General features: G+C 60.9%; 22 protein-coding genes and 1 pseudogene. 8 read left to right on the top strand and 15 right to left on the bottom strand.

The window, feature by feature from the left end; all coding sequences use genetic code 11:
• Positions 1-96 precede the first annotated feature (96 nt).
• Positions 97-699: pseudogene (locus B7L71_RS13320) on the top strand (IS30 family transposase); the annotation flags it as partial.
• Between the two features lie 71 nt (positions 700-770).
• Here B7L71_RS13320 and B7L71_RS13325 read toward each other — a convergent pair.
• From B7L71_RS13325 to B7L71_RS13335, 3 genes are all read right to left on the bottom strand, one after another.
• On the bottom strand, positions 771-1,127 hold the full coding sequence (locus B7L71_RS13325) for a hypothetical protein (protein ID WP_081138551.1): 357 nt from the start codon (positions 1,125-1,127) through the stop codon (positions 771-773).
• Positions 1,127-1,399 (bottom strand): HU family DNA-binding protein, encoded by a 273-nt coding sequence (locus B7L71_RS13330; RefSeq protein ID WP_016915488.1) that lies wholly within the window; start codon positions 1,397-1,399, stop codon positions 1,127-1,129. Before B7L71_RS13330 ends, B7L71_RS13325 begins: the two co-directional genes overlap by 1 nt.
• Before the next feature lie 92 nt (positions 1,400-1,491).
• Positions 1,492-2,676 carry an NAD(P)/FAD-dependent oxidoreductase gene (locus tag B7L71_RS13335; protein WP_081138552.1) on the bottom strand — a complete coding sequence of 395 codons (1,185 nt, stop codon included), beginning with the start codon at positions 2,674-2,676 and terminating at the stop codon, positions 1,492-1,494.
• Between the two features lie 87 nt (positions 2,677-2,763).
• On the opposite strand from B7L71_RS13335, the gene B7L71_RS13340 reads away from it, so the two are divergent.
• The 5 genes from B7L71_RS13340 to B7L71_RS13360 all read left to right on the top strand — a co-directional run bounded on the left by B7L71_RS13340 (position 2,764) and on the right by B7L71_RS13360 (position 6,987).
• Positions 2,764-3,336: a chorismate--pyruvate lyase family protein gene (locus tag B7L71_RS13340; RefSeq protein ID WP_081138554.1), complete on the top strand. Its 573-nt coding sequence runs from the start codon at positions 2,764-2,766 to the stop codon at positions 3,334-3,336.
• A gap of 37 nt (positions 3,337-3,373) precedes the next feature.
• Positions 3,374-4,264: a 4-hydroxybenzoate octaprenyltransferase gene (gene ubiA / locus B7L71_RS13345; protein ID WP_081138642.1), complete on the top strand. Its 891-nt coding sequence runs from the start codon at positions 3,374-3,376 to the stop codon at positions 4,262-4,264.
• A gap of 96 nt (positions 4,265-4,360) precedes the next feature.
• Entirely contained in the window at positions 4,361-5,050 is a 690-nt protein-coding gene (phoB, locus tag B7L71_RS13350; RefSeq protein WP_016915484.1) for a phosphate regulon transcriptional regulator PhoB, read from the top strand.
• Positions 5,051-5,052: 2 nt separating this feature from the next.
• Positions 5,053-6,348, top strand: a complete 1,296-nt coding sequence (phoR, locus tag B7L71_RS13355) for a phosphate regulon sensor histidine kinase PhoR (RefSeq protein WP_081138556.1) — start codon at positions 5,053-5,055, stop codon at positions 6,346-6,348.
• A 327-nt stretch (positions 6,349-6,675) separates the two neighbouring features.
• Positions 6,676-6,987, top strand: a complete 312-nt coding sequence (locus tag B7L71_RS13360) for a hypothetical protein (protein ID WP_039178882.1) — start codon at positions 6,676-6,678, stop codon at positions 6,985-6,987.
• Between the two features lie 279 nt (positions 6,988-7,266).
• Here the strand turns inward: B7L71_RS13360 and cysZ are convergent, their stop codons facing one another.
• The 6 genes from cysZ to B7L71_RS13390 form a co-directional block, all read right to left on the bottom strand.
• Positions 7,267-8,013: a sulfate transporter CysZ gene (gene cysZ / locus B7L71_RS13365; RefSeq protein WP_081138557.1), complete on the bottom strand. Its 747-nt coding sequence runs from the start codon at positions 8,011-8,013 to the stop codon at positions 7,267-7,269.
• 70 nt (positions 8,014-8,083) lie between these two features.
• Entirely contained in the window at positions 8,084-8,809 is a 726-nt protein-coding gene (phoU, locus tag B7L71_RS13370; protein ID WP_016915480.1) for a phosphate signaling complex protein PhoU, read from the bottom strand.
• 30 nt (positions 8,810-8,839) lie between these two features.
• Positions 8,840-9,652 (bottom strand): phosphate ABC transporter ATP-binding protein PstB, encoded by an 813-nt coding sequence (pstB, locus tag B7L71_RS13375; RefSeq protein ID WP_016915479.1) that lies wholly within the window; start codon positions 9,650-9,652, stop codon positions 8,840-8,842.
• Positions 9,646-11,055, bottom strand: a complete 1,410-nt coding sequence (gene pstA, locus B7L71_RS13380) for a phosphate ABC transporter permease PstA (RefSeq protein ID WP_081138559.1) — start codon at positions 11,053-11,055, stop codon at positions 9,646-9,648. The genes pstB and pstA overlap by 7 nt, the downstream gene beginning before the upstream one ends.
• Positions 11,055-12,173: an ABC transporter permease subunit gene (locus B7L71_RS13385; RefSeq protein ID WP_081138561.1), complete on the bottom strand. Its 1,119-nt coding sequence runs from the start codon at positions 12,171-12,173 to the stop codon at positions 11,055-11,057. The genes pstA and B7L71_RS13385 overlap by 1 nt, the downstream gene beginning before the upstream one ends.
• Before the next feature lie 95 nt (positions 12,174-12,268).
• On the bottom strand, positions 12,269-13,216 hold the full coding sequence (locus B7L71_RS13390) for a PstS family phosphate ABC transporter substrate-binding protein (RefSeq protein ID WP_081138563.1): 948 nt from the start codon (positions 13,214-13,216) through the stop codon (positions 12,269-12,271).
• A gap of 101 nt (positions 13,217-13,317) precedes the next feature.
• On the opposite strand from B7L71_RS13390, the gene B7L71_RS13395 reads away from it, so the two are divergent.
• Positions 13,318-13,731, top strand: a complete 414-nt coding sequence (locus B7L71_RS13395) for an acyl-CoA thioesterase (protein ID WP_016915475.1) — start codon at positions 13,318-13,320, stop codon at positions 13,729-13,731.
• Between the two features lie 80 nt (positions 13,732-13,811).
• Here the strand turns inward: B7L71_RS13395 and B7L71_RS13400 are convergent, their stop codons facing one another.
• The 3 genes from B7L71_RS13400 to hexR all read right to left on the bottom strand — a co-directional run bounded on the left by B7L71_RS13400 (position 13,812) and on the right by hexR (position 18,194).
• On the bottom strand, positions 13,812-14,900 hold the full coding sequence (locus B7L71_RS13400; protein ID WP_016915474.1) for a TRAP transporter substrate-binding protein: 1,089 nt from the start codon (positions 14,898-14,900) through the stop codon (positions 13,812-13,814).
• 125 nt (positions 14,901-15,025) lie between these two features.
• Complete coding sequence (gene uvrD, locus B7L71_RS13405; protein WP_016915473.1) at positions 15,026-17,224, bottom strand: DNA helicase II; 2,199 nt, start codon at positions 17,222-17,224, stop codon at positions 15,026-15,028.
• A 115-nt stretch (positions 17,225-17,339) separates the two neighbouring features.
• Positions 17,340-18,194, bottom strand: a complete 855-nt coding sequence (gene hexR, locus B7L71_RS13410) for a transcriptional regulator HexR (RefSeq protein ID WP_016915472.1) — start codon at positions 18,192-18,194, stop codon at positions 17,340-17,342.
• A 253-nt stretch (positions 18,195-18,447) separates the two neighbouring features.
• Here hexR and B7L71_RS13415 point away from each other — a divergent pair, with 253 nt between their 5' ends.
• The gene (locus tag B7L71_RS13415; RefSeq protein ID WP_016915471.1) at positions 18,448-18,666 is read left to right on the top strand and encodes a PA3496 family putative envelope integrity protein; all 219 of its coding nucleotides are present in this window, start codon (positions 18,448-18,450) and stop codon (positions 18,664-18,666) included.
• A gap of 94 nt (positions 18,667-18,760) precedes the next feature.
• On the opposite strand, the gene B7L71_RS13420 is transcribed toward B7L71_RS13415, so the two are convergent.
• The 3 genes from B7L71_RS13420 to B7L71_RS13430 all read right to left on the bottom strand — a co-directional run bounded on the left by B7L71_RS13420 (position 18,761) and on the right by B7L71_RS13430 (position 22,194).
• Complete coding sequence (locus B7L71_RS13420) at positions 18,761-20,104, bottom strand: sodium-dependent transporter (RefSeq protein WP_026001899.1); 1,344 nt, start codon at positions 20,102-20,104, stop codon at positions 18,761-18,763.
• Positions 20,105-20,257: 153 nt separating this feature from the next.
• A complete protein-coding gene (locus B7L71_RS13425; RefSeq protein ID WP_081138564.1) occupies positions 20,258-21,112 on the bottom strand; it encodes a DUF72 domain-containing protein in 855 nt (284 codons plus the stop codon).
• 65 nt (positions 21,113-21,177) lie between these two features.
• Positions 21,178-22,194, bottom strand: a complete 1,017-nt coding sequence (locus B7L71_RS13430) for an IS630 family transposase (protein ID WP_081138566.1) — start codon at positions 22,192-22,194, stop codon at positions 21,178-21,180.
• Between the last annotated feature and the right edge of the window lie 35 nt (positions 22,195-22,229).

Genomic DNA, 22,229 nt, shown 5'->3' on the forward strand with positions numbered 1-22,229 from the left:
TTCATAGAATAACCGCAGCACTTTGGATCACAAGGTAGAAGCAGGAGGGCCAGCGCCGGTACCCTCTCTGCTTTACCGACCAAAGTGAAGCAGAGCATGGCATACCGACAGCTGACCCAGACCCAACGATACCAGATTCACGCTTACAGGTGTGCAGGCATGAGCCAGCGACAGATCGCCAGAGCTATTGGTGTTCATGACAGCACGGTGAGTCGGGAGCTGCGTCGTCACACGACGCCCGAGGGGTATGACCCTGAGCAGGCCCAGCAACGTAGCGACCATCGACGCCGCACCGCCTGGAAGTGGACGAAGCGCCTACCCAGCCTGATGGACTTCGTCGCCAGACGGCTCCGCGAGGAGTGGAGTCCCGAGCAGATCAGCGGCTTCATGGCCCCCTTGATCGGCGTGGGCGTTAGCCACCAGTGGATCTACTCCCTGGTCCGGGATGACAAGGCCCGGGGTGGCGGCCTGTGGCGGCACCTTCGTCAGCCCCGGCGGCACAGCAAACGCCGTGCCCGGGCCAAAAGCGCAGGACTTGGCAGGATCCCCCATCGCGTGGGCATCGAGCATCGCCCGGCGGAGGTCGAGGAACGCCGCTTCATCGGGCATTGGGAGGGTGACACCGTGGTTCAGGGGCACAAGCAATCGGGCCTGGTCACCCTGGTAGAGCGGCGTAGTGGTTATCTCCTGGCAGCACGGCCAATCGCTGATGAGGGATATCCATCGCCTGGTGCTACCTCGCGTGACGAAAATGCGCCCAGCGTGCAGGGCTACAAGTATTTGAGCAGCTTTTGCAGCTTGTTCATGTCGGCAGAGTCGCCGACGAGGCGCACGTCGCCTGCCACCATGCCATCCAGGAACGCCTGTTGCGTCGGCTTTCTGAGGATACGCAGGGCGGCTTGCTGGTCGCGAAAGCGCAGCTCCAGATCCAGGTCGACGGGCAGGCCTTTACCGGACGTAATGTAGCGGGGCGTCATTCGGTAGTGGCGCGCCGTGCTCAGGTCTTCTGTGGCAATGCCCCAGTCCAGCCCTTGCATGCGCTCCAGCTGCTCACGAAAGCGTGGCTTGCGGCGCAGGGCGCGCTTGAGCATGAAGCTCAACAGCCACAGCGTCAGCGAAAGCTTCATTAGGAAACGGCGTCCTTGAGCGCTTTACCTGGCTTGAACGCCACGTTCTTGCTGGCCGGAATCTGCAGCGGTGCGCCGGTCTGCGGGTTCTTGCCGGTACGGGCGGCGCGCTCGCGTACGGTGAAGGTGCCAAAGCCAATCAGGGTAACGTCTTCGCCTTTGGCCACGCTGTTGGTGATTTCGTCCAGAATGACATTCAGGACCTGGCCTGCCTTGTCCTTGGACAGGTCAGCACTCTCGGCGATGGCAGCGGCGAGTTCAGGTTTGCGCATGAAGGAATCTCCCTTGTGAAAAACAAACGTCAATGTTGTTGGTAACCCACCCCAGCGGGGCTTCTTTAGCCTAGTCGTGAAGGCGGCGAAAATCAGCCTAGCAGGGCAGGGACAGCTCTGGAAAGCTCCACTTTCCTTCTCACGCAGCCCCCTGTCAACGCAAAACCAATCAAACGACCGTCTTTATCTTCCGCCAGCGCCGTCAAATCCTGCCCATGACCCTCCACTCGCCAGTGCTGCGGTGTGCTCACTGGCGGGTAGGCCACCACCGGGAGCAGGGGCGTTTTGACGATGATCGGCCAGGCGCCGAAGCTTACCGGGGTGGGTGAGCCGCCCAGCGTGGCCGCCAGCGCTTTGGCACTGGCTTGCAGCGGCTGAACGTACATGGCGTTCACGCCGTCGATGCAGGCCACGTCGCCCAATGCGTATACGTTCGGCTGGCGGGTGCGAAGCAGCCGGTCCACCTCGATACCGCGGGCGCTGACCGCGAGTCCGGCGGCCTCGGCCAGCGCCGTGCGGGGCGCCAGTCCCGTGGCCAACAGGACGATGTCCACCGTATGGCGCTCGCCGCCGTCGAGCTGCAGTACCAGGTCGCGGTCGGCATTCATGGATAGGCTGTCCAGCGTGCGCCCCAGTGCCAGTTGCATGCCTGCCGTTCGAAAGGTTTCGGCCAGGGCATGGCCCAGCGGCTCGGGCAGCAGGCGCGGCAGCGGGGTGCTCTCTGGCGCCACCAGGGTGACGTGGTGGCCGCCCGCATGGAGGTCGTTGGCGAATTCGCAGCCCACCAGGCCCGCGCCAATGATCGCCACTCTGCTTGGCTGGGCGAGCGCTGCATACAGGCGGCGGTAGTCATCCAGGTCGTTGACCGTGAAACAGCGCCCTTTCAGCGCACTGGGTATCTGGAACGGCGTGCGCGGGGCCGCGCCGGTGGCGAGCACCAGGTGCTCGTAGCGGAGCAGGGTGCCGTTGTCCAGGCGCAGCATCTGGTGTTCCAACGCCAGTTCGACGACTTGCGTGTGGGCCATGAGCTGGGCATTCAGTTCGTCGGCGAGCGCTTCTGCGCTGCGCTGCGCCAGCTTTTCGGGGCTCAACCGCTTGGCGAAGCCCGTGGACAGCAGCGGTTTGCTGTACTCTTCGCCACGGTCGGCGCTAACCAGCGCGATGGTGCGAGAATCTCCCTGGCGGCGCAGCGCTCGCGCCAGGCCAATACCGGCCATGCCAGTGCCGACAATGACCAGCTCGGCATGTGGGGATTCGCTGAAGTGTGAATCGGGCATATCGTTATCCGGGGGTAAGGAACAAAAGCCTGCCAAGCCATCATGTTACACTAGCCTTCTTTCCAATTGACTGCTCTGGAGGCTCAGGTGACGCTCGTTGAGTTGCCACGCCCTGCGTTTTCGCTACCCCCCCACTGGCGGCCGGTTGCCGCTGCGCGGCCTGCCATGAGTGCGGCCTGGTGGCAATGGGTGGCCTCGACCGACTCCCTGACGGCGCGCCTGATGGCGGCCGGAGCGCCGAGCCAGTTCCGCGTACGCCTGCTGCGTCAGACCATTGGCCTGCCGTTTCAGGACGAAGCCATGGCGCTGGGAATCGCTCCACGTCGCCATGCCTGGCTACGCGAGGTGGCGCTGTGCATCGACGGCACCCCTTGGGTGGTGGCGCGATCGGTGGCACCGCTGGAGCAGCTGCAGGGCAAAGGCCTGGGGGCCTTGGGCGAGCGTTCGCTGGGCAGCTGGTTGTTTCAGCAGCCGGACCTGGTGCGCGGGCCGTTGCAGGCCACGGTGTCGCTCCCGCGCTTCACGGCGTGGGGTGCCCCCGCCAAGGGGCGTAGCCAGTGGGGGCGTCGCTCGGTGTTTCAGCACGCGGGGTTGTCGCTGCTGGTTCAAGAGTATTTTTTATCGACCATGGCCGATGCGCTGAGCCTGCCCTCGCGCTAGGCTATTCTGGAGTTTCTTTCACGAGGTAAGCATGAGCATGGACCGTTCTCTATTGCGGCCAACGGGTTGGGCCCGGCTGGCAGACTTTCTTCAGCTGATGCGCCTGGATCGGCCCATTGGTACCTGGCTGCTCATGTGGCCGACGCTCTGGGCGCTGTGGGTGGCTGCAGAAGGGGTGCCGGGTCGCTCCGTGCTGATCATCTTCATTGCCGGTGTCTACGTGATGCGTGCTGCGGGCTGCGTGGTGAACGACTATGCCGACCGCCATGTGGATGGCCACGTCAAGCGTACTCGCCAGCGCCCCATGGCCACGGGACGCATCAGCGAAACCGAAGCCCAGCTGCTGTTCGTGGCGCTGGTCGCCGCTGCCTTCATTTTGGTGCTGCTGACTAACTGGTTCACCGTGCTGCTGTCGGTGGGCGGCGTGCTGCTGGCTTTCGTGTATCCGTTCATGAAGCGCTACACCCACTTCCCGCAGGTGGTGCTGGGCGCGGCCTTTTCCTGGGCCATTCCCATGGCGTTTGGCGCGGTATTGGGCCACGTGCCTCTGGAAGCCTGGCTGCTGTTCAGTGCCAACCTGCTGTGGACCGTTGCCTACGATACCCAGTACGCCATGGTCGACCGTGACGATGATCTGAAAATCGGTATCAAGTCGACCGCCGTGCTGTTTGGCCGTGCTGACCGGCTGATCATCGGAGTGCTGCAGGCAAGCGTGCTGGCCCTGCTGAGCTGGGTCGCGCTGCGCGTTGGGCTAGGGGGCTTTTTCTGGCTGGGGTTGCTGGGCATGGCGGCGACGTTCGTGTACCAGCAGTGGCTGATCGTCGGGCGCGATCGAGACCGCTGTTTTCAGGCCTTCCTGAACAACCACTGGTCGGGTCTGCTGGTCTTTGCAGGTATTGCCTTGAGCTGGTGGCCGGTAGCGGGCTAAATTGACTGGGTGTCATGGAACTGTCATCAAGTCATGGTGTTATCGTCACACGCATGTCATTGAACCTTCCTGAATAGAGCACCGTGAGGCCCTGGAATGACCGCCAAGACCGTACTGATCGTCGATGATGAGGCGCCGATCCGCGAAATGATCGCCGTGGCGCTGGAGATGGCTGACTATCGCGTGCTTGAAGCGGACAACGCCCAGGATGCCCACGCCATGGTCGTCGACCACCAGCCTGACTTGTTGCTGCTGGACTGGATGATGCCGGGCACCAGCGGCATCGAGCTGGCCCGTCGGCTGAAGCGCGAAGAAGCCACCGCCGAGCTGCCGATCATCATGCTGACGGCCAAGGGCGAAGAGGACAACAAGATCCAGGGCCTGGAAGCGGGTGCCGACGACTATATCACCAAGCCCTTTTCCCCCCGTGAGCTGGTGGCCCGCCTGAAGGCCGTGCTGCGCCGTGCCACGCCGCGTGGCGTGGAAGACCCGATCGAAATCAATGGTCTGCTGTTGGACCCGGTGAGCCACCGGGTCAGCGCCCATGGCAAGGCGCTGGAAATGGGGCCTACCGAGTATCGTCTGCTGCAGTTTTTCATGACCCATCAGGAGCGCGCCTACACGCGCAGCCAATTGCTTGACCAGGTATGGGGTGGCAACGTCTACGTGGAAGAGCGCACGGTGGACGTGCATATTCGTCGTCTTCGTAAAGCGCTGGGCGAGCCTCATCAAAATCTGATTCAAACGGTGCGCGGTACTGGGTACCGGTTCTCTGCGCGAGTGTAAGCGTGCGCCTGTGGAGCCGTGAGATCTGGCGCATCATCTGGCTGGCCCTGTTGGGCCTCTGCCTGGGATGGCTGGTGGATTACCCTGGCGCCGGGCTGGCGGCGGGGCTGCTGTTTTGTCTGGTCTATCATCTGCGTCAGTTTCGGGCGCTCTTCCTTTGGCTGACGCTTCACCCCCACGATGAGCCCCCGGCGGCCAAGGGCATGTGGGGGGAGCTGTTCGACCGCCTCTATCGCTACCAGAAAAGCCAGCGCATTACCCAAAGTCGTTTACGGGCGACGCTGGCGAGAATTCAGGAGTCCTCCGAAGCCATGCGCGATAGCGTGGTGATGCTGGACCGCCACGGCGACCTGGAGTGGTGGAACAGCGCGGCCACCGACATGCTGGGGCTGCAAACCGCCCACGATCGTGGCCAGCACATCACCAACCTGCTGCGCGACCCTCGCTTCATCAGCTACTTCAATGCCCGCGACTACAGCGAGCCGCTGACGCTGACCTCGCCGATCGACGAGCGGCGCATCCTCCAGTATCAGATCACTCTGTACGGCGATGACGAGCGGCTGGTCATGGCCCGTGATATTACGCGTCTGCACCGCCTGGAGCAGATGCGGCGTGACTTCGTCGCCAACGTCTCCCATGAACTGCGCACTCCGCTGACCGTGCTGTCGGGCTACCTGGAAACCTACGGCGACCTCAAGGAGCTGCTGCCTCCCCGCCTGGGTAAAGGGATCGTACAGATGGAGGAGCAGACGCGACGGATGCAGAATCTGGTCAACGACCTGCTGCTGCTGTCACGGCTGGAAATCGACCAGGGAGGCGATGATCACCAGATGCTGGCCGTAGGCCCCATGCTCGACAGCATTCGCCGAGACGCCCTGGCGCTCTCCAGGCAGCAGCACAGTGTGCAGGTCATTCTGGAGAGCGACGCTGGCTTGATCGGCAGCGAGCAGGAGCTGCGCAGCGCCATTTCCAATCTAGCCTTCAATGCCGTGCGCTATACCCCGGAAGGCAGTCAGATCACGTTGCGCTGGTCGGTGGCCGCCAACGGCAGCGGGTGTATCGAGGTCGAGGACGATGGCGATGGCATTGATCCGGTGCATATCCCCCGCCTGACCGAGCGCTTCTATCGAGTGGATAAAGGGCGTAGTACGGCAACAGGAGGGACGGGTCTGGGCCTGGCCATCGTGAAGCACGTGCTGCTGCGCCACGAGGCCCAGCTCAACATAGAGTCACGTCCTGGCGAGGGGGCATCCTTTCGCTGTGTCTTCCCTGCCAAGCGAGTCAGCGGCCCGGCTTGAGGGCTCGATGACGCTTTGCGCTCCTCCTTATCCGCTTCCTGCACAACCCCTGTATAAGTGTGCCATATTGGCATAGAGCTCTGGTCACACATCACTCATGTGTCATTTTTAACCACCTCAAAGGCGTGGTCATGACCCCCTGAGCCCATGCTTTATACTATCCTTGTTTTTTTAAATTATTGATAATAAATAATTTTTTTGATTTTTGGCATGCGTGGCACAACGTATGCAATGTTCTAGGCAAGGAAGATTACCGCAGGAACTGGTAAGACATGAAGTCACTCTTCCTTAACTATGCGGTATCAACAGCGATCGAGGAGGCGGAATATGATGTCCAAGGAACTACTCAAGAAAGCTGGTATTTTAGGTGTTTCTTTTGGCCTGATGGCAAGCCCACTGGCTTTTGCAGACACCACGGATCACTCATCCATCGACCAGAATCAGGATGTAACCGTCGAAGATGAGCCCATGAACACACAGTCTGGTACGGCTGAGCCGGGCAGTTACGACACCGAAGACCTGACGACGGATCACGGCACACAAGGCCCCGACGTTGTGGATGAGCCGGACTCCACCAACATGAGTGGTGGTGCCGAGTACACCCCGGAAGATGTGGTAGAAGAAAATAGCGGCAGCTAAACGTAACAATTCTTTGCAAAGCTGAAAAAAACTCTTACGCTTAGGAGTGAGCAAACTGAGGGCAAGGATGTCCCATAGCAAGGATGCTCACCGATTCAAGGATGAGTCAGAAAACGGTCAAGACACTGGTCAGGGTAAATTCCAAGGTTGGAGTCCCGCAAACGGAGAGGAAGCCAGCAGTCAGTATCGTTCATAAGTAAGAGTGGTCGAGACCCCGCCTAGCGGGGTCTAATTTTTTGTGCCTGCTATATGGGCGGCCCTGTGATGAATGGCTCTGATTCAGAGCGCCGAGCCTGCCGCCTTATCCCGCGTGTCCGGTGTGCCACGATAGTGGCGGTCCCACATGAGGACTGCGCCTGCGACGGCGCCTGGAATCAGGAACAGGTTGGCCAAGGGGATCCAGGTGATGAGCATGACCAGCCCGCCATATGTCATGCTCGGCCACCAGCGCCGTGAAAGCCTGCTGCGCATCTCCTTGAACGACACTTTGTTGTTATCCATCGGGTAATCCAGATAGGTAATGGCCATGACCCAGGCAGAAAAGAGCGCCCATAAGGGAGGCGCCAAGACGTTCAAGCCGGGAATCCAGCTGAACAGGAACAATACGGCCATGCGCGGCAGGATATAGCTCAGCTTGACCAGCTCTCGACCCACGGCGTCCAGCGCCGTTTTGGCCAGCCCTCGGTCATCCAGCGGTTCGCGCCCGGTGGCCTGGCGCTCTACCTGAGCCGCCAGAAACCCATAGAAAGGCGCTGCGATCAGGTGAGTCACCAGGGTGAAGCTAAAAAAGATCACCACCAGCAAGCTGATGAAGAATAGCGGCCAGATCAGCCACGACAACCACTCCAGCCAGCCAGGCACCATGGCCATGCTGCTCTCCAGCCAGCCCGAAAAGCGTGTGAAGAGCACGTAAACCATTCCCGTATACACGAGCAGATTGACCAGAATGGGTAGAAAAACATAGCGCCTTAGCCCGGGCTGATACACCAGGCGGGTGCCTTGCCCCAACGCGTTGAGTGCATTCACGCGACATTACTCCCTAAAAAAACGCCCAGACAATGGTCTGGGCGTATTGCAGGAGGGTTTGACGGCCAGGTCAAGATTTTTTCATGACCTTCTGTTCCAGGGTGTCTGGGTCACTGTGGCGAATATCCAGGCCTTTCACCAGGTACACCACGTATTCCGCCAGGTTATTGGCGTGGTCGCCCACCCGCTCCAGGGCGCGCAGCACCCACATGATGCTCAACACCGAGCTGATGGAGCGCGAGTCTTCCATCATGAAGGTCATCAGCGAGCGCATGGCGCTGCCGTATTCGTCGTCCACCGATTCGTCTTCGCGAACGACCTGCATGGCCAGCTCGGTATCGAAGCGGGCGAAGGCGGTCAGGGCGTCACGCAGCATCTTGCGCACGTGCTCGCTGATATGGCGGACTTCTACCAAGCCACGAATGGCACCGCTGTTTTCACTTAACAACAGTGCATTGCGGGCAATCTTGCTGGCTTCGTCGCCGATTCGCTCCAGGTCCGAGGTGGCACGGATGACCGCAAGTACCAGCCGCAGGTCCGATGCCGCCGGCTGACGGCGAGCCAGCACTCGGGTGCACTCGTCGTCGATTTGCAGCTGCAGGTCGTTGACCTGACGGTCATTGTCGCGCACTTTTTCCGCCAGGCGGCTGTCGCCCTCCAGCAGAGCATGCACCGCATCCTGCACCTGCTTTTCCACCAGACCGCCCATGGCCATCAGGTGGGTCTTCAGCTCTTCCAGCTCCTGGTTGAACTGGCGAGAGATGTGTTGGCTGTGTGTCTCGCTCGTGATATCCATTGAGCACTCCTGACGTATCGTCGATGGGGCCTAGGTCATGCGGCCGGTAATGTAATTTTCGGTGCGTTGTAGACGCGGGTTGGTGAACACTTGATCCGTGGGCCCATATTCGATCAGTTCACCGTTTTGCAAAAAGGCCGTGTAGTCGGAAACCCGCGCGGCCTGCTGCATATTGTGAGTCACCAGCACCAGGGTGAGCTGGGACTTCAGGTTGCGTATCAACTCCTCGATCTTGAGGGTCGAAATCGGGTCGAGGGCCGAGGCGGGCTCGTCCAGCAGCAGGACATCCGGCTGAACGGCCAGCGTCCGGGCAATCACCAGGCGCTGCTGTTGCCCGCCGGAGAGCTGCCAGGCCGAACGGTGCAGGCGGTCCTTGACCTCATCCCACAGAGCGGCCGATGTCAGCGCCCACTCGATGATATCGTCGCGTTTGCGTTTGGGCAGGCGCCCTTGCAGGCGCAGGCCAAAGGCCACGTTTTCGTAGATCGACATCGGGAACGGGTTGGGCGTCTGAAACACCATCCCTACCCGCCGTCTGAGTTCGGTCACGTTCATGCGTGGCGCATGAATGTCCTGCTCTTCCAGGTAGATATGGCCATCGTGGGTCACGGACTCGTTCAAGTCATGAAGCCGATTGATTGCCCGTAGCAGCGTGGACTTCCCGCAGCCTGAGGGGCCGATGAACGCGGTCACCCGGTGACGAGGTACGTCGAGCGTCAGGTCACGCAACGCCGGTTTCCCCGCATAAGCGAGGTTGAACTGGTGGATGCTCAGGCACCGGGCGTCGGCTGAGAAGCGCGTCACCGGCGGTTGAGCAGTGTTGGCGGACGATAACGCTAGCATTCGTTTCCTCGTTGACGCCTTAGATAATGACGCAGAAATATGGCAGTTAGATTAAGCACCAGCACAATCAGTACCAGCAGGAGCGCGGTGGCAAACACCAGGGGGATCGCGGCCTGTACGTCTTCACCGTGGAAGGCCGTATCAAATAGATGATAGCCGAGGTGCATGAACTTGCGTTCGAGGTGCAGGTAGGGAAACTCGCCGTCCAAGGGCATTTGCGGAGCCAGCTTGGCGACGCCCACCAGCATCAACGGGGCCACTTCGCCAGCGGCCCGCGCCACGGCCAGAATCACCCCGGTCAGCATGGCGGGCATGGCCATGGGCAGCACGATGCGCGTGAGCATCTCCAGGCGGGTCGCCCCCAGCGCCACGGCCCCTTCACGTTGGGCATCGGGAATGCGTGCCAGGCCCTCTTCCGTGGCCACGATCACCACCGGCAGGGTCAGCAGTGCCAGGGTCAGCGATGCCCACAGCAGCCCGCCGGTACCAAAGGTCGGTGATGGCAGTTCGTCTTCGAAGAACCAGCTGTCGATGGAGCCGCCGATGCCGTACACGAACACCCCCAGCCCAAACACGCCATATACGATGGAGGGTACGCCAGCGAGGTTGCGGACCCCGATACGCACCAGATGGGTCAGGCGGTTCTGGTGGGCAATTTCGTTGAGGTAGATGGCCGCCAGCACGCCAAAAGGGGTGACGATCACGGACATGAGAATCACCATCAACAGCGTACCGAAAATGGCCGGCCATACGCCGCCTCCGGTATTGGCCGCGCGCGGCCCCTCACTGAGGAACTGCCACACGCGCCCGCCCCAGGCCGCCACCTTCTGATGCCAGGCCATGGCGTTGGGGGTTTGCAGGCGGGTGATCCCCGCCAACGGCTGAGGCTGTACCCTGCCATTGGCCTCCAGCAACAGCTGGGCGTCGGGGCGCTGGTTTGGCGGCAGCATCAGGGCTTGGCGCACGAACTCCCTGGCTGGCTGGCCCTCCAGCCGCTGGCCTTCGCTTTCGATGGCATCCAGGCGGCCAAGAAAGTCGCCCCAGGGGGTGCGCTCCAGACGTATCAGCTCAGCAGGTGTGGTGATCTGGGCGATTTGATCGACGGCCAGCCAGCGCCAGCTGGCGCCCGTGAGGTCGCGGTTGCCGGTAAAATAGAGCCGCTCCATGCTTTGGGCATGGGGTAGCGGCACCTCGCGCACCGGCTGGCCGATCACCGTTTCGCCGCTGTGCAGGGTGACCTCCTCCAGCTCGGCGGGCCAGAAATGGCCTAACCCTTTGGTGGTCAGCAGTACCAGCAAAGCCCCGAGCATGAGCAGTGAAAGGGCCACGCTACCCGCACATAGCCAAGGCCACAGCCGGTTGCCCGCCGTGTTCAGGCGAAAGCTCAGCGCTCGCCAGCCCATCAGCGTGCGCCTCCCAGCCGCTGATAGCGCCGACGCAGGCGCTGACGCACGACTTCGGCCAGCGTATTGACCGAGAAGGTGAAGATGAACAGCGCCAGCGCCGCCAGAATCAGCAGGTGATAGGTCATGCCGCCGGGGGAGGCTTCCGGCAGCTCGATGGCAATCGACGCCGACAGTGAACGTAGCCCTTCAAAGGGGCTGGCGCTGAACAGTGCGGTGTTGCCGCTGGCCATCAGCACGATCATGGTCTCGCCCACGGCGCGGCCTGCGCCAATCATCACCGCCGAAAACACGCCAGGGCCTGCGGTGGGCAGAGCGACCTTCCACAGCGCTTGCCAGCGGCTGGCGCCCAACGCCTGGGCGCCCTCCATCAAGCTGGATGGCACGTCGGCCAGCGCATCCTCGGCCAGCGAATAGATACTGGGGATAATCGCAAATCCCATGGCGATGCCGACGATCAGGGCGTTGCGCGTGGCGTAGTCGATGCCGTGGCGCTGCTCCAGCCACAGACGCAAGTCGCCCCCCAGCCAGTAGGTTTCGGCGAGCGGCGCCACCCACAGAGCCAGGGCGGTCATGCAGGCGAGCCACGGTATCAGCCAGAGTGCCGCCGACGACAGAGGCAGCCGCTGGCGCCAACGGCTGCTGGCCGCATGCCAAAGGGCACCTGCCAGCGCTGCGCTCAGCGGCAGCCAGACCAGCACAAGCAGGGTGCTGGCCAAATGACGCTCTACCCACGGCGCCAGCAGCAGCCCGGCAATGAAGCCAATCACCACGCCGGGTATTGCTTCCATCAACTCCATCACGGGCTTGATGCGGCTGCGCAGGCGTGACGACATGAACAGCGCCGAATACATGGCGGCCCCTAGCGCAATGGGCGTGGCAAACAGCATGGCCGCCAGGGCAGCCTTGAGGGTGCCCCAGGCGAGGGGCGACAGCGTGGCCAGGGAGAGCGCTTCGCCAAAACCAAGCAGCGGCAGCGCTTCCCATACCAGAAAGACGCCAATGGCGAGGATCGCCAGCAAAACAGCAATGCCGCCAGCCGTAATCAGTCCGGTGGCAATACGGTCGTGAAGCAAACGTAGCGGCTGACGCGAAGCAGGTAGCCGAGGAGGAGTCATGTCGACATCATACGAAGCAGGTGCCGTGATGAAAATAGGGGTTCATGGCCAGAATAGCTTACCCTACGCCCTGTTTGTGACAATTGGATGACAGTTTATTCATCCAACGCTTGGCTGCTGCGCAGGTGGTCGGGAAGTGCCACGAAGCCTGCCGCCTGCACGATCTGCTGGCCTTCGGCTGAAAAGACCAGCTCCAGAAAGACTTGCTCGGCCGCCGGGAGCGCTTCGCCGGGGGGCAAGTTGACGTAGAGATACAGCGTTCTGGAGAGTGGATAGGTGGCCTTTTGAATGTTCGCCACGCTGGGCTCTACCGGGTTGCCTTGCTCATCGGCCAGCGCCACGGCGCGTACCATGGGGGTCAGGTGGTTGTATCCGGCATAGCCCATGGCGTTGGGCGACTCTCCCACGGCGGCAATCACCGCTGCCGCACCGGGATGTTCGCTGATATCGCGGCGAAACTGCCCGCCGCACAAGGCGCGCTGCTGGAACAGCCCCTGGGTGCCGGAGGCCAGGGTTCTGCCATGCAGGGCAATGTGCCCGTAGGGCCAATCCGTGGCGGGCAACAGCGCTTCCCAACGCTGCAGGGGCGCATCGGCACCGCAGGCGAGGGTAGTAGAGAAGATGGCATCTACCTGCGCCAGTGACAGGGCTTCCAGCGGGTTGTGGCGATGCACCACCAGCACTAGCGCATCGCGGGCGACGCTGAGCTGGAGCGGTGGATAGCCATAACGCTGGATGAACTGCTGACGTTCGCCTTCGGTCATGGCCCGAGACATGGGCCCAAGGCGCGTGGTGCCCGCTACCAGGGCCGTGGGTGCATTGGCCGAGCCACCCGCCTGAAACTGCAGGGTGATGCCGGGATGGCGTGCATTCAAGGCTTCACCCCAGCGCAGCATCAGCCCGGCCATGGTGTCCGAACCCACGGCGCCCAGGGTGCCGCTGATGGGCGCTGGCTGCGCCCAGGCAAAGGCGCTGAAGCAGCATAGCCAGCTTGCCAGCAGTAGGCGGTAAGGTCTCCATCGCTGTACACTGTCGCTCTTCAAACGCCTTTCCTCTTGTGATTAACTGGTGCTAGCCTGTTATTGCAGTGCAGCAACAGGCGCCAGGCCCGACCACAACAATAACCTTGCAAAGCGACGACCTCATGACACCACTGGATTCCGATGTGGACGATGCTCCCGCCCCCCAAGGGCAGCTCACGTTAAAGTTACTGGCTTCTCGTCAGGATACCAACCTCTACGGGGACATTCCCGGTGGCTGGCTGGTGAATCATATGGACCAGGCCGCCGAGCTGGCCGCTGGCCGCGAGGCAGGCGGGCGTACTGCCACGGTTGCCATCGAAGCCATGGATTTTCTAAGCCCGGTGCGTGTGGGATCCATGGTCAGTGTATACACCCAGGTACAGGATATTGGCCACAGCTCGATCCGTATCGACGTGGAGGTCTGGGTGCGCCCACCCCATGGCCGACACATCGAAGAGCGACAGAAAGTCACCGAAGCGCGTTTCGTCATGGTGGCACTGGATGATAATGGTCGGATCAGAGCGGTTCACAGCTGATGTGGCCATGACACCGTCGTCATAACAAAGGCGTCATAACAAAAAGGGCGCCGAGGCGCCCTTTTGAGTCCGTAGGGTGATTACGCCCCTACGTTGTCACGACTCTTCAGGTAGGCGTATTCGCCGATATCACTGAAGGGGCGTAGTACGCTCTGGAAGGCAGAGTAGGATTCCCATACGCGGCGCGACTCTTCGTCGCTATCGACCTGACGCTGAATGGCTTCCTTGGAGGACTCGTACAGCGCGGCCATGACGTCTTCCGGGAAAGTGCGCAGCTGCACGCCGTGCTCGTCGACCAGCGTTTCCAGCGCCTGGGCGTTGCGGTAGGCGAACTCGCTGATCATGGCCAGGTTGGAGGCACGTGCCGCTTCGCGAATTACGTCCTGCAGGTCTTCCGGCAGGGCATTCCAGGCGTCCAGGTTGACGGTGCCTTCCAGTACCGCCGTGGGCTCGTTCCATACCGACGTGTAGTAGTAGTCGGCCACCTGATGCAGGCCGAAGGCCATGTCGTTGTAGGGGCCTACCCAGTCGGCGGCATCCAGAACACCGGTTTGCAGCGAAGTGAAGATTTCGGAGCCTGGCATGTTCACGGTGGTGACACCGATACCGTTCATGGCTTCACCGGCTAGGCCTGGCAGGCGCAGGCGAATGCCCTGCATGTCGGCCAGCGAATTGATCTCTTTCTTGAACCAGCCCGCCATCTGAGTGCCGGTGTTGCCGACGGCAAAAGGCTTCAGGTTGTGGTTGGCGTAGATCTCGTCCCACAGCTCCTGACCGCCGCCATGGTACAGCCAGGCGTTCATTTCGGTGGTGTTCATACCAAACGGCACTGCCGTGAAGAACTGCGAGGCGGCCACTTTGCCACGCCAGTAGTAAGAGGCGGAGTGGCCCATTTCGGCGGTGCCGGCGGCGACGGCATCGAAGACTTCCAGCGCAGGCACCAGCTCACCGGCACCATGGACCCGAATACGCATACGGCCGTTAGACAGCTCTTCCACGCGGCGAGCAAAGTCATTGGCGCCGGTGCCCAGAGCCGGGAAATTCTTGGGCCATGAGGTCACCATGTCCCAGGTATAGGTTTCATTGGCGCTGGCAGTCGATACGAACGGTGCAGCAGCGACACCGGCGGCACCCAGGCCGGCGGTTTTCAGGAATTGACGGCGTTGCATGGCGGGCATGACTCCGAAATTATTGGAAGTTTTTTATAAGCGCAGTGAGCGCAGTGTCCGCCTGCCAGTATGCGCCAAGCAGGTTTTATTGGGCAAGTGCCCACGCCTGCTGGCGGGTCAACGGGTTACAGGGGGGAGAGCTTGGCAAACCCGAGTACCAGCCACTTCACGCCTTCGCCGTCAAAGCTCACCTGAACCCGCGCCCGAGCGCCTTCGCCTTCGGCGTTCAGAATGATGCCTTCGCCGAACACCGGGTGGCCCACCCGCTGGCCGACATGCAGGGCAGGCAGGTCGCCGTCGCTTTCGATGCTGGATTGGGCAAAGCTGGGCCGTGACGCGGTCACGGGGCGCGAGACATGGCCGCGCAGACGCACTTCTTCCAGCAGATGAGGCGGTAGCTCACGGAGAAACCGGGAGGGGCGGGGAAACACCTCTTTGCCGTGCAGGCGGCGAGTCTCGGCGTGGGTCAGGTAGAGCTTCTGCATGGCGCGCGTCACGCCCACGTAGCACAGGCGGCGCTCCTCCTCCAGGCGGCCTGGCTCCTCCACGGACATCTTGTGGGGAAACAGCCCCTCTTCCACCCCGGCAATGAACACCACCGGGAACTCCAGCCCCTTGGCCGAGTGCAGGGTCATCAGCTGCACGCTGTCTTCGAACTCCTCGGCTTCATGGTCGCCTGCGTTGAGGGCGGCTTCCGAAAGGAAGGCTTCCAGCGCGGCCATGCCTTCTCCGGCTTCCGGTGTCTCGAAGGCATCGCCATGGGTAAAGGCCCGGGCCGCGTTGACCAGCTCTTCCAGGTTCTCGACCCGGGCCTGGCCTTTTTCACCGCGCTCGCTTTGATGGTGCTCGATCAGCCCGGTGCGTGCCGTGACGTGGTCGATGATCTCGTGGAGCGGCAGCCCCGAGGTGTCGTTGTCCAGCTGCTCGATCAGGTTGGTAAAGGCCTGCACGGCGTTGCCTGCGCGGCCTTTCAAGGTGCCGTCCTGGATCGCATCGTGCAGCGCTTGCCACAGCGATACGCTCTGCTCCCGGGCGTGATGGCGGACGATTTCCACGGTGCGCGTGCCGATGCCTCGGGTGGGCACATTGATGACGCGCTCCAGGGAGGCATCGTCATCACGGTTGAGCAGCAAGCGCAGGTAGGCCAGGGCGTTCTTGATTTCCAGCCGCTCATAAAAGCGGTGGCCGCCATAGATACGATAGGGCATGCCCTGGCGAATCAGCGTCTCTTCCAGCAGGCGCGACTGGGCGTTGGAACGGTAGAGGATGGCCACGTCCCGGCGGTTGAAGCCTTCGTTGACCTTCTCCTTGATGGTATCGACGATATAGCGGGCCTCTTCGAGGTCGTTGAACCCCGCATACACCGAGATAGGCTCGCCTTCGGCGCCATCGGTCCATAGGTTCTTGCCGAGACGCTCGCTGTTGTGGCTGATCAGCGTATTGGCCGCTTCCAGAATCGCGCTGGTAGAGCGATAGTTCTGCTCCAGGCGCACGGTATGAGTGTTGGGAAACTCTTCTTCGAAGCGACGAATGTTCTCGACCTTGGCGCCCCGCCAGCCGTAAATGGACTGGTCGTCATCGCCCACGGCGGTCATCGGGGTCTGCTGGCCGGTGAGCAGCTTGAGCCAGGCGTACTGCAGGGTATTGGTATCCTGAAACTCGTCCACCAGCACATGGCCAAAGCGCTCGCGATAGTGGTTCAGCAACGGCGGGTTGTCGCGCAACAGCTCCAGGCTGCGCAGCAGCAGCTCACCGAAATCCACCAGCCCGCCTCGCTCGCAGGTGAACTGGTAGCGCTCGTAGAGCTCGACCATCTGGGCGAGGTACGCATCGCCATTGACGTTCACCTGATGGGGTCGCAGGCCCTCTTCCTTGCAACCAGAAATGAACCCCTGCACCTGGCGTGGCGGGAAGCGCTCATCGTCAATCGAGTAATCTTTCAGCAGCCGCTTGATCAGCCGCAGCTGGTCATCGGAGTCGATGATCTGAAAGTGCTGGGGCAGGCGGGCATCCTGCCAATGGGTGCGCAGCAGCCGGTGCGAGATCGAGTGAAAGGTACCCACCCAGACATGGCGCATGGAGATGCCCAGCAAGGCTTCCAGACGCGTGCGCATCTCGCGGGCTGCCTTGTTGGTAAACGTGACGGCCAGCAGGGCATAAGGGGAAAGCCCTTCGGCCTGCATCAGCCAGGCAATGCGGTGGACCAGCACACGCGTTTTGCCGGAACCGGCGCCGGCCAGTACCAGAAGGTTGCCCTGGGGCGCACTGACGGCTTCCCGCTGGGCCGGGTTGAGATGATCGAGTATCGCCGTGACGTCGTCCATATAAGCCGCTGCCGGTTCAAAAAAGGGGCGACCAGTCTAGCACAGCCAGCACACTGGCTGTGCATACAGCGTGTCTTCAGGACGCTGGCTCAGGGCTCTTTCTCAGAACCGTTGCTCAGGACTCTTCCGGGTAACGCAGCGTGGTCAGGCTCTTCTTCACCGCTTTCAGCTGCTCGGCCAGCTTGGGGCCCCGGGTCTTGGCCACACCCACCGCCAGCACATCGATCAGCACCAGGTGGGCAATACGCGAGCTGAGCGGGGTGTAGATCTCGGTGTCTTCGTGCACGTCGATAAACAGCGGCAGGCTGACCTCCTGGGCCAGCGGCGATTCGCTGGGGCACAGGCCGATCACGGTAGCGCCTGCTTCGCGGGCCAGGCGAACGCTGGCTACTAGCGCCCGGGTACGGCCTGTCTGCGAGATGGCGACCACCACGTCGCCCTCCTGCAGGGTCACCGCCGACATGTTCTGCATGTGCGGGTCGGCGTAGGCAGAGGTCGAGATCTGCAGGCGGAAAAACTTGTGCTGGGCATCGAAGGCCACCGCGCCGGAGGCGCCAAAGCCGTAGAACTCGACGCGATTGGCCATGGCCAGTGCATTGACGGCCTTGCCCAGCGCATCGTTATCGAGCCGGTCGCGCACCGACAGCAGCGTGCCCACGGTGGAGTCGAAAATGCTGTGGGAGAATTCGGCCACCGAGTCGCTGTCGTTCATCGAGAACTGCGCGAACTGGCTTCCGCTGGCCAGCATCTGGGCCAGCTGCAGCTTGAAATCCTGAAAGCCGTTGCAGCCCAGCGCACGGCAGAAGCGCACCACCGTGGGCTCGCTCACCTTTGCTTCGGTGGCCAGGTCCACGATGCGCATGTGAATGACTTCATCGGGGTTGCGCAGCACGAACCGCGCGACCTTTTGTTCGGAGCGACGGAAATGCTCCATGCGGCGTCTCATTTCATCGAACAGGGCGCGGCTCACGTTCAGCTCCTTAAATTCTTGATCGTGCTTGTGCGGCCATGAATAGGCCACAGTATGCCTGAGTGTTGCATCGGGGGCAGCGTCCTTCATGAGAGTACTGCCGTTTAAAAGGCGTTAACCCATTTCTTCAAGAATCGTCATCATTTTGTCAAGTAGGTTATAGTAAGAAGTGACGTGCCGCACTGCATCATTTAAAAATCAGTCGTCACGGATGCAGGTGGACGTAGGCAACTCACCTGGAGGAGCGTCGATTATGAGAAACGTCGAACGAATGACCTCGGTAAAAAGCGAATTGCTCGACATATTCATGAGTATGGAGGTCGATGAGCATGCCCAACGTCGGCGCAGCGCCGCCCAACGTAGCCTGAGAGCGCGTCGGGGCATCGAGCTGCACCGGGAATTCCAGAAGCTGTCACGGGATATCGCTCCCTTGCCAGACGATGACGACCCGCAAGAGAGCGAACTGCACTAGCCAGCCGAAGAAGAGGCTGGTGAAGGAAGGCGAGAAAGCGTTACGCCACGGTAACGCCCTCTCTATTGGGTAAGCTTGCCGACCCAGCGGCGAGTTAGAACAGGCCTGCCAGGAAAACCACCGTGACCCCGATGGGGGCGACGTATTTGGCCAGCAGGTTCCACAGGCTGTAGTCGTAGACATCCAGCCTCAGTTCCTTGCGCGCTTCTTCTTTATCCAGGCAGAAGGCGAAGAATACGATCGCGCCCAAGCCGGTCAATGGCAGCAGGATCTTGCTGGTGAAGGTATCCAGCAGGTCGAAGATGTTCAGCCCAAAGAACAGCACGTCTGCCCATACGTTGAACGACAGCAGCGCCGCGACACCCAGTGCCCATACCGCCACTCCGCTCACCAATGTGGCCACGATGCGTGGCATCGACGTGCGCTCTTCCAGAGTTTCCACCACCGGTTCCAGCAGTGAAATGGCCGACGTCAGGGCGGCAAAGGTCAGCAGCAGGAAGAACATCAGGCCCAGAATGGTGCCGCCGGTCATGTTGCCAAACGCCAGGGGCAGGGTGACAAAGATCAGGCCGGGGCCTTCGCCGGCACTCAGGCCGTTGGCAAAGACGATGGGGAAGATGGCCAGGCCCGCCAGCAGGGCGATGGCGGTATCCAGCAGGATGACCGTTCGCGCGGTGCTGATCAGGTTGACGTCTTCGCCCAGGTACGAGCCGTAGGCCATCATGATCCCCATGCCCAGCGACAGCGTGAAGAACGCCTGGCCCATGGCCGCCAGTACGACACCGCCATCCAGCGCATCCCAATCGGGGCTGAACATGAAGCTCAGGGCCTCACCAAAGTAGCCGCTGGTCATGCCGTAACCCACCAGCACCAGCATCAGGACCACCAGGGCAGGCATCAGGGTGCGTGCCGCGCTTTCCAGGCCTTTGGTGACCCCGCGTGCGACGATCCCAACGACCAACACCATGAAGGCCGTATGCCACAGCAGCAGGGCGGTAGGGCTGCCCAACATGCCGCTGAAGATGGCGCCAATGCTGTCAGCGTCCTGGTCATTGAAGCTGCCGAGCACCGAACCCAGCGTATAGTTCAACGACCAGCCGCCGATGACGCTGTAGAACGAGAGAATCAGAAAGGCAGCCAGGACGCCGCTGACGCCGACCAGTGCCCACGCTTTCGAGCGGCCATGATTGGCGGCCAGTTCGGCCATGGTATTGATGGGGTTCTTCTGACCGCGACGGCCAATCATCCACTCGGCGACCAGAATGGGCAGGCCGACCAGTGCCACACAGGCCAAATAGACCAGAACGAAAGCGGCGCCACCGCTGTCGCCCACCATGTACGAGAAGCGCCAGATATTGCCCAGGCCAACGGCGGAGCCCGCCGCGGCCAGCACAAAGCCCATACGAGATGACCACTGTGCATGCGCAAGTTTTGCCATAAATCACCTGTTTCAGTTCAATTGTAATGGGTCGATATCGGCAGATTGCGCCGATGTTCGGAAAAAAGAGATTGCCAGCGTGCTTTTCCGAAAGAACGCGCAATTTATCCGATCAAGGGTAGGCTTGCCAGTGAGCCAGCCTAAAAAGGCGGCTTAAAACAGCTGGCTCTGCTTTTCATCGGCGAAAGGTGCCAGGTCCGCCAAAGCGGCCTTGGCCTGCACCAGGCGATAGAGGTGGCGAGCCATCTGGGGAGACTCACGGTTGTCTGCGGTATGCACAAATAAAAAAGGGGTTTTCCCCTGTTTTATCCACAGGGTGAGCTGTTCTATCCAGGGCGTGAAGTAGCGTGTGTTGATCGCTTTGTCAATATGTCCAATGAAGCGAATGATGGGCTGCTGACCAGTGGAAAGCACGTGTAGCGGGAGTTTCGGCTTCTCCTGCTGGGCGTGGGCCAGTCCAGTGTGCCCCTCGTGTGGCGTAGAGAAGAGCGGGCGCACATCCAGCATGACTCGGTTGACCGAATAAGTTATCAACAGGCGGTTCAAGGCTCTCTCCGCGTCACCCTTGTGGAAAAAAACAGGGTGGCGAACCTCCACGGCGCAGGGCAGATGCGCTGGCCAGTGGGCGAGCAATGCTTCGAGTTTAGGTAACTCTGAGGGGCCGAAATCACGCGGTAGTTGGACCATGGTTGGACCAAGCCGGTCATGGAGTGGCGTCAGTGCCTCTATAAACTCCCAGGCAGACGCTAAACTGCCGAGGCGCTGGTCATGTGTCACGCTCGCCGGCAGTTTGAAGCAGAAGCGAAAGTGCGCTGGGGCTTGGCGGGCCCAAGCAGCGATGGTGTCGGATTTGGGTGCACCGCTGTAAAACGTCGTATTGCCCTCGACGCTGGAAAACACTGCTGCGTAGTCGCTCAGCAGGTCGGTTTTGGCCTGGCGTGGGTAGAGGCCACCCTGCCAATCCTGATTGGCCCACATGGGCAAGCCAACATAAAGCGGAAGCGTCATGAGGGGTGAATCTGCATAAGGAAGGCCTTCGTGGGTATTAAGTTAGTACCAAACAATATAAATGCCTATTCAAAATTAATCGCGCATTCAGTGCCATAGCCATCGAGTAGCCGGTGTACCTCATCACAGAGGTTATCAAACGAAAGATACGCACTCAGCGGCAGCCATGCATACTTCATCTGCCGCCACAGAATCTCAACCAGATTCAGCTCCGGCGAGTAAGCCGATAAGTAGACCAGATGAACACGATGCGACATCCACTCGAGTATTTTCCGCCTGAAGGCCTTGGAACGATGCATGCTGGCATTGTCGAGCACCACCACGGCGAAGGTGTCGGGGTCTTTCTGGGCTACAAAATGGTCAAACGCGTCGATGACCGTATCGGTGGTCACGGACTCGATGGCGGTGTGATAGATCAGCTTCTCTGCTCGGCTGAGAAATCCCAATACGTTCAGCCTTCGGCTATGTGAGTAGGCGGGCACTTCGCAGGGTTTACCAATGGGGCTCCATGCGTATGGCACCGACGATGATTGTGAAAAGCCTGATTCATCAAAGTAATAGAGCTCATGTTCGCCCTGGTCTTCCCGCTGGTGAAGCGCCTTGAGGAGGCCCTGAGTGTTGCGAAAATCAGTTTCGTCACGGCGTGCCTTCAATGAATGCCGAATACGCTTGAAGCTGAGCCTATTTTTTTTAAGCGCCCTGCGGAGCGTCACCATGCTGACCTTTTTCCCCGTCTCCTCCTCCTGAAAGCGGGCGTGCAAGGAGCGGAGCTGATGGGGCTGTTCTGCGACCAGCTCCTGCAGTCGCTGATGGTCATTGTCATCCAAGGCAGGCGTTCGACCACTGCGCGGCTTATCGATTAGACCATCAAGGCCCGACGCTTCCCATTGCTTGAGCCATCGTGATACGGCATCGCGACGAACCTGCAGTATCTCGCTGATTTGATTGATGGTATGGCCTTGATGGCTTAACAGGATGGCATGAGCACGACGACGTAAGGCGCGCTTCTCACCATCTTGATAAGCAGAGGTCAGCGTCTGTTGTTCAGGTTCAGTGAGAGGGGCAATGAAGCGTTTTTTCATGGTTCTGTCCGTGTCAGAAATCCTGGCATGGATAT

The sequence above is a fragment of the Halomonas sp. BC2 genome (genome assembly GCF_002078115.1).
GTDB lineage: Bacteria > Pseudomonadota > Gammaproteobacteria > Pseudomonadales > Halomonadaceae > Vreelandella > Vreelandella stevensii.